Origin of the sequence: Rhodococcus sp. (in: high G+C Gram-positive bacteria), from assembly GCF_049286785.1 — a bacterium.
Classification (GTDB): Bacteria; Actinomycetota; Actinomycetes; order Mycobacteriales; family Mycobacteriaceae; genus Rhodococcus_F.
In genome coordinates this window covers 1-6,847 of sequence record NZ_JBAQEO010000136.1, presented here as the reverse complement: position 1 = coordinate 6,847, position 6,847 = coordinate 1, and the positions used below count along the sequence as shown (strand labels likewise).

Genomic DNA, 6,847 nt, shown 5'->3' with positions numbered 1-6,847 from the left:
CCCGCGTCGCCCAGCGCGTGTTGGCGATGGCCGCCGGCATCTGGCACAACTGGAACATCGGCGCCGCCGCCAAGCGATCATTGATCGCCTACGACCACTGATCCGTTCAAGGAATCAATCATCTAGGCTGACACCGGATCGACAGCCGGTGTCACACCGGCACCGTCACGGCATCCGGAGGAGGACACCGTGAAATCCGCCGCGCCACTACCGCCACGGTCGCCACGGTCGCCGTGAACGGCCGGCGATCTCCGGCGGTGCGATCCCGGTATCCGGGACGCGTGGGTTCGCCGTGATCGCAGGAACATCCGTGCGGACGGTGGCCTCCCTGCCCGGGCGGTGGATGCGTGCCGGAACGCGGGCGGTGACCGTCGGTGCGGCTGTCACCGTCAACACCACACTCATCGCTGCGGGGACGGTTGCCGGTGTGGGGACGGCGCTGCGGCGTGCACCCGCCGAGGTTGCCGCGGCAGCACCCTCGCCGTCCGACCTTTTCCGCACGCTCGCGGGCATTGCGCGCGAGTCCGTTGGGGGTGAACCCGCACGACGTTGGGGGTTCGGCGAGAATCGCACGTGGATCGAAGTGCGCGGCCTCGACAGTCCGAACGGGCAGGCACTGGGCGAGCGGGTGCTCGAGACGGTCCGTTCGGCACCGGGAACCCAACAAGCCGAACTCCACCGACCGTGGTCCCGAATCGTGGTGACCTCCGATGGGTCCGGTCCCACGCCCGACGCACTCTGCCGGATCGTGGCGGACACCGAAAAGTCCTTCAGCAGTGCCGGTTCAGCCAGCCGACCACTGGACCTACCCGGTGACGACGTCGTTCTGGCCGGTCACCTGGTTGCCGCCGGCACCGCCCTCGCCGGACTGGGGGTGACCCTCGGCGGGAGGGTTCTGCGTCTGCCGCGCCTGCCGGGAGCCGTGGCGGCCCCGGTGATCGCGGCCGACTACCAACCGCGGGCACGGGCCGTCGTGGAGAGCGCGATCGGCGCCGACGCCGCCGATCTGGTCTTCGCGGTCGCGACCGCGGCGGCGTACACCCTGAGTCTGTCACCGGCGTCGCTGGCCGTCGAGGCGACGACCCGGGTGGCTCTGCTGGCAGAGGCACTGTCCGGTCGACGGGCGTGGCGGGCGCTGGAGCCGACGCTCACGCCGCAGGCCACGGCCGACGAACTCCCCCCTTCGGTCCGGTCCGACGCGCGGCCAACTGGTCCGATCGAGCGCTATGCCGACCGGGCCGGCCTGGCGGGGCTTGCCGGCGCGGCGGGGCTCGGCGCCCTCACCGCGAACCCGGTGACCGCCGGCACCGCGGCGATGGTGGCCGCACCCAAGGCGACTCGATCGGCACGTGAATTGTTCGCCGCCACCCTCGGGCGCGGCCTGAACGAGCGGCACGGTGTGCTGGTGCTGCAGCCGGCCGCGCTCCGCCGCCTCGACCGGGTGGATACGGTGGTGATCGATCCGCGCGCCCTGTACACCGCGACGCTCAGCGTCAGCCGCGTCCTCGGTGTTCGTGAGCGGGACCGCACCCGGGTGTGGGAATCCGCGCGTGAGTCGGTGGCATGCGGCGGGCTCACACCCGGCTGGCACCCGGTCTCCGCTGTGCCCGACGCCCCGCAGGAGGCCGACGCCGACGCGCGGGTCCTGGTCAGTTCGGTCCACGACCGATACGCCTCCGCGGTGATCGCCGAGGCTCGCCGGGCGGGAGTGAAGGTGATCTCGGTCGACGACGACGCGCTCCGCTCACTGCGCAACGGCTTCGATCACCTTCAGCCACTGGGTGATTCCCTCGATCAGACGCTGGGCGACGTGGTCGCGGGGCTCCAACGCGACGGCGCCACCGTCGCCGTGGTGGCAGCAGATGCGCCGCGGGCACTCGCGCTGGCCGACGTCGGCATCGCAATCGCCCGTGACGGGATTGCGCCTTCGTGGGGCGCGCACCTGCTCGCCACGGACCTGATCGGCGTGTGGCGTGTGCTGCGAGCGCTTCCGCCCGCCCGGGCGGCGAGCCGACGCGGTGTCGAGATCTCGCTCAACGCCTCCCTGCTCGGCGCCCTGCTCATGTTGCCCGGTGTGCCCGGTACCGGGACGGAGTCGGTGACCGCCGGCGCAGCCGGCGGACTGTGGACCGGGTACTCACTGGCCCGCGGTGTCCTCGGCGCCCCACTGCCGGTACCGCGGTCGGGACACGAGTGGCACGCGATGCCCATCGCCGAAGCCCGCCGGCTGCTCCCCCCGCTACCGGACGACGACGTGTCCTCCGGACGCGGGAGCCCCGTCTCACTGATCAGCTCACCGATCACACTGCTCCTCGGCACCCGCCCGGTGACCTCGACCCGGGACTTCGTCCGCGCGGTGCGCAGCGAACTCTCCGACCCCCTGACCCCGGTGCTGGCGACCTGCGCCGCGGCGAGCGCGGTGCTGGGGTCACCGCTCGATGCGGTGCTGGTGGGTTCGGTCCTGATGCTCAACGCGTCGATCTCGGCCACTCAGCGACTGCGCGCCGAACAGGTGCTGAAAAAGCTTCTTGCCGTGCAGGATCCGCCCGCCCGACGGATCACCGGCGCTGGTCTCGACGTCGAGGTCGCCGCGGCCCGGCTGCGGCCCGGGGACGTGATCGAAATCCGACCGGGTGAGGTGGCCCCCGCGGACGGCCGGCTGCTCGAGGCGCCGGGCGTGGAGGTCGACGAGTCGTCGCTGACCGGCGAATCACTCCCGGTGAGTAAGCAGATCGAGCCGACGCCGGGTGCACCGCTGGCCGAACGCACCTGCATGATCTACGCGGGTACCACCGTATTGACCGGCACAGTCACCGCCCTGGTGACCTCGGTCGGCCGGGCCACCGAATCGCGGCGGGCCACCGCGATGGCCCCCACCAAGGTGCGCGAGGTGGGATTGCAATCGCAGCTGAGCGCACTGACCCGGCGTGCGCTGCCGATCAGTTTCGGCGGCGGCGCTCTGGTGACCGCGCTCGGCCTGCTCCGCGGAACCGGGATCCGGGCCTCGGTGATCAGCGGTGTCGCGATCACCGTCGCCGCGGTGCCGGAGGGTCTGCCGCTGGTGGCCACTCTGGCGCAGGTCTCGGCCGCGCGCCGGCTCACCAAGTCGGCGGCCCTGGTCCGCACCCCCCGCTCGATCGAGGCCCTCGGCCGCGTCGACGTGGTGTGCTTCGACAAGACCGGAACCCTGAGCGAGAACCGGCTGCGCGTCTCGGCGGTCGAACCGGCACCCGGGTTCTCCCGGGAGCAGGTACTCGCCTACGCCGCGCGCACGGGCTGGTCGGAGAACGGCGGTCCCCCTGACCACGCCACCGACGTCGCGGTCGTCGAAGCGGCCGAAGTGGCATCCGCCGAAGACGATGAAGGTCGGCGGGTGGCGTATCTCCCGTTCCGGTCGGGCCGCTCCTACGCGGCGGCGGTTGCCGGGACACACCTCGCCGTCAAGGGCGCACCGGAAGCGGTCCTCGCCGCGTACACCGAAAAGAACCCCGCGCTCGCCGAGCGGGTGCAGTCGATGGCCGCCGCCGGACTACGAGTCATCGCCGTCGGCCAACGCAACCTCACGGCCCGGCAAGCCGAGGCATCCGCCGACGACCCCGACGCCCTGGCGGAACTCGCCGAACAGCAGTTGCAGCCGGTCGGCCTCCTCGGATTGTCCGACACACCGCGCGCCGATGCCATCGGACTGCTTCCGGCCCTGCTCGAGCAGAACATCGCAGTCCGCCTGATCACCGGAGACCACCCCGTCACCGCCCTCGCCATCGCCGAGGAACTCGGCATGCCGGTCACGCCGGACCAGGTGATCAGCGGAGCCGACTGGGACACACTGTCGCAGACCGAACAAGAACACGCCGTCGCGGACTGCCTGGTCTTCGCCCGCATGTCTCCGGAGAACAAGGTTCAGATCGTGCAGACCCTGGAGCGGACGGGACGGGTATCGGCGATGGTCGGCGACGGCGCCAACGATGCCGCCGCCATCCGCGCGGCCAGCGTCGGCATCGGGGTCTCCTCCCGCGGCAGCGACCCCGCCCGCGGCGCCGCCGACATCGTCCTCCTCGACGGCCGGGTGGGATCCCTCCTCGATGCGTTGGACGAGGGCCGCCAGCTGTGGCGCCGGGTGGACGCTGCCGTGGCGGTGCTGCTCGGCGGAAACGCCGGCGAAGTCGCCTTCGCCCTGCTCGGCAGCCTCGTCACCGGACACTCACCACTCAACGCGCGGCAACTGCTCCTGGTGAACATGCTCACCGATGCGCTGCCCGCGGCCGCCCTGGCCGTCAGCTCCCCGAACCACAACTCCAACCACAACGGGGCCAGCGCCCCCCACGGCACGGACCAGTCGGCACTCCTGCGCACCATCGCCGTCCGCGGCACCACCACGGCCGCCGGAGCCACCGCAGCATGGATCGCGGCAAGCCTCACCGGAACACCGCAACGGGCGTCCACCGTTGCCCTGATCGCGCTCGTCGGCAGCCAACTCGGCCAAACACTCATCGACTCCCGCAGCCCCCTCGTCGTCTCGACCGCCCTCGGATCCCTCGCCGTCATGGCCACCCTGATCAGCACCCCCGGAATCAGTCAATTCCTCGGCTGCGTCCCGATCGGCCCCCTCGGCTGGGCCCAAGGGCTGGGATCTGCCGCAACCGCAACCGCGGCCGCCGCCCTCGCCCCCGACCTCGTCGCCCGCCTACCCGGCATCAATACCCTCGTGCGCGGGGTGGTCCACACCAACGCAGACAACGCAGACGGCGGCGGCGAATGATCAGGCGTGTTGGGGAGGAAGTCCCGCTGGACGTTGGGCGCCTTCGCCGAGGTCGACTGCCTGCACCGCAGTCGACGATCTGCTCGCGATCACGTGCCGTGCCGAACGAATCTGCAGCAGTTCTCGAGACAAGGAGCCTTTCATGAAGATCAGGGACAAGAGCACGCGCTGGGTCATCGACGCCGCCTATGCTGCGACCAGTGCGGCCGGGGCCGTCGGCGCAGGCACGCTGGGGGCGATAGTCGGGAGCGTGCGAGGCGCTGTCGACGGCGTCCGCTCCGACGACCCCCATACCGCGACCAGCCCGGTCGGGGCCGCGAAGGCAGGGATCACCGGAAGCGTGCACGGCGCCGTCGACGGCGTCCGCTCCGGTATCGACAGTGGAACCGATTCGACGCCGGCGGCAGCAGTGACGATCGCGGCACTCGGCGCGACCAGGTTGGTCGGCTGGCCGATCGTGGTCGTACTGGGCGGCGGCGCGCTCGCCATCCGGATGCTCAACCCACGCCCCGCACTCGCCGACACCGCACCCACCGACACCACCCCGACAACGATCACGCCGAAGTCGCCACCGCCGACACCGGCAGAGCCGGAGGCAACGACACCGGAGCCGGAGGCGACGACGCCGGATCCGGAAACGCCGGCGAAGTCGTGACGGAATCTCGACAACCTCGGCACGTCCGACCATCAGCCACGCGACCCACACAGGGCGCGGTTGCTGGGCGTGAAATATTCTCGGTGAACCACGTATGACGACCGACGACTACCACCCGGGCGATGCGCTACCGTTCGGCGCCGTTGGTGCATCCTTGTTTGTTGCCGACGATGCTTGACCGCGGTGAATCCATGAGGTGTGCGATATGGCAGCACAAGACGATTCGGTGATCGTGGCGGGGGTCGACGGATCGCAGGTGGGCCGCGAGGCGTCGCTGTGGGCGGCCGCCCTCGCCGCGCGCCTCGGTTGCCCGCTGCGCATCGTCCACGCACTCCCGGACACTTCCTATTCCGCGGCGGACATCGCGGTGATCCGACAGGGGTCCGCTGTCGCGGCGGCGCGTGAGGCCGGGGAGTGGGTGCTGAACGAGACGATCGTCGTGGTTCGCGAACGCTTTGTCGACCTCGAGGTGAGAGCTGACCTCGTGCAGGGGCCGCCCGCCCGCGCCCTGGCCGCCGCGAGCGGCGACGCCCGGATGGTCGTCATCGGAAAGACCGGGGCCCGGGCCCTGCGCACGCGGGTGGTCGGCTCGACCGCCATCACTCTCACCAAACACGCCTCATGTCCCGTCACGATCTGGCCGGGGCAACCGGAAGCCCCGTCCGATCACCGGCCCGTTGTTGTCGGCGTCGACGACCGCGAGCTCAGTGCGGTGGCGGTCCGGCAGGCGTTCGAGTACGCCGACCTGGTCCATGCGCCGGTGGTCGCGGTCCACGCCTGGTCGGCGTATCACCATGCCAGTGCCGGGACGGTCCCGTACCTGCTCGACCTGGACCAGATCGAGCAGGACGAGCGGGCTCTGCTGACCTCGCGCCTCGCCGCGGCGGCGCGCATCTTCCCCGACGTCACCGTCACCCAAACCGTCACGAGGGCAGATCCTCGCCGGGCCCTCGCCGAGCTGGCAACCGATGCGCAGCTGGTGGTTGTCGGCAGTTCCGGGCACGGGCGACTCGCCGGTGCGGTCCTCGGGTCGGTGAGCCACTACCTGCTTCACCACAGCACCTGTCCGGCGATGATCTGCCCCGCCACCGCCGGAAGCCGGGACGGCGATGAGCCGGAGGATAGGTCGCGCGCCGCAGCATTCAACGCGTACAACCAGGCACGTCGGGCGCATCTCGTCGAGGACGAACCCCGCCATATCGAATCGGTCAGTAAACGACTCTCGAGGAAATTCCCCGACACCGACCCCGGGACGATCGACGAGGCGATCTCCTGGGCGCTGCATCGCTTCGACGGAACGAAGGTGCGCGATTTCGTCCCCCTGCTCGTCGAACGAGCGGCCACCGAGACCCTCGACGACACCGAACCCCTCTGACAACACCTCGCCGCGAACAGGAGGCGCCGAGGTTTCCCTCCGCCAGCCAATTGATCGC

3 protein-coding genes and 1 pseudogene are annotated in these 6,847 nt (G+C 70.7%); all 4 read left to right on the top strand.

The genetic code is table 11. The features are described from left to right. Positions 1–101: pseudogene (locus WAW17_RS05515) on the top strand (IS982 family transposase); the annotation flags it as partial. A 242-nt stretch (positions 102–343) separates the two neighbouring features. Continuing rightward, positions 344–4,759, top strand: coding sequence for a cation-translocating P-type ATPase (locus tag WAW17_RS05510; protein WP_422331999.1), 4,416 nt, complete (start codon positions 344–346; stop codon positions 4,757–4,759). A gap of 142 nt (positions 4,760–4,901) precedes the next feature. Further along, positions 4,902–5,414, top strand: coding sequence for a hypothetical protein (locus WAW17_RS05505; protein ID WP_422331998.1), 513 nt, complete (start codon positions 4,902–4,904; stop codon positions 5,412–5,414). Positions 5,415–5,619: 205 nt separating this feature from the next. After that, positions 5,620–6,789, top strand: coding sequence for a universal stress protein (locus WAW17_RS05500; RefSeq protein ID WP_422331997.1), 1,170 nt, complete (start codon positions 5,620–5,622; stop codon positions 6,787–6,789). Positions 6,790–6,847: the final 58 nt, after the last annotated feature.

Bases quoted from the DNA above. Each gene is read 5' to 3' on its own strand.
- WAW17_RS05510 (WP_422331999.1), top strand. From the start codon at position 344: ATGCGTGCCGGAACGCGGGCGGTGACCGTCGGTGCGGCTGTCACCGTC.
- WAW17_RS05505 (WP_422331998.1), top strand. From the start codon at position 4,902: ATGAAGATCAGGGACAAGAGCACGCGCTGGGTCATCGACGCCGCCTAT.
- WAW17_RS05500 (WP_422331997.1), top strand. From the start codon at position 5,620: ATGGCAGCACAAGACGATTCGGTGATCGTGGCGGGGGTCGACGGATCG.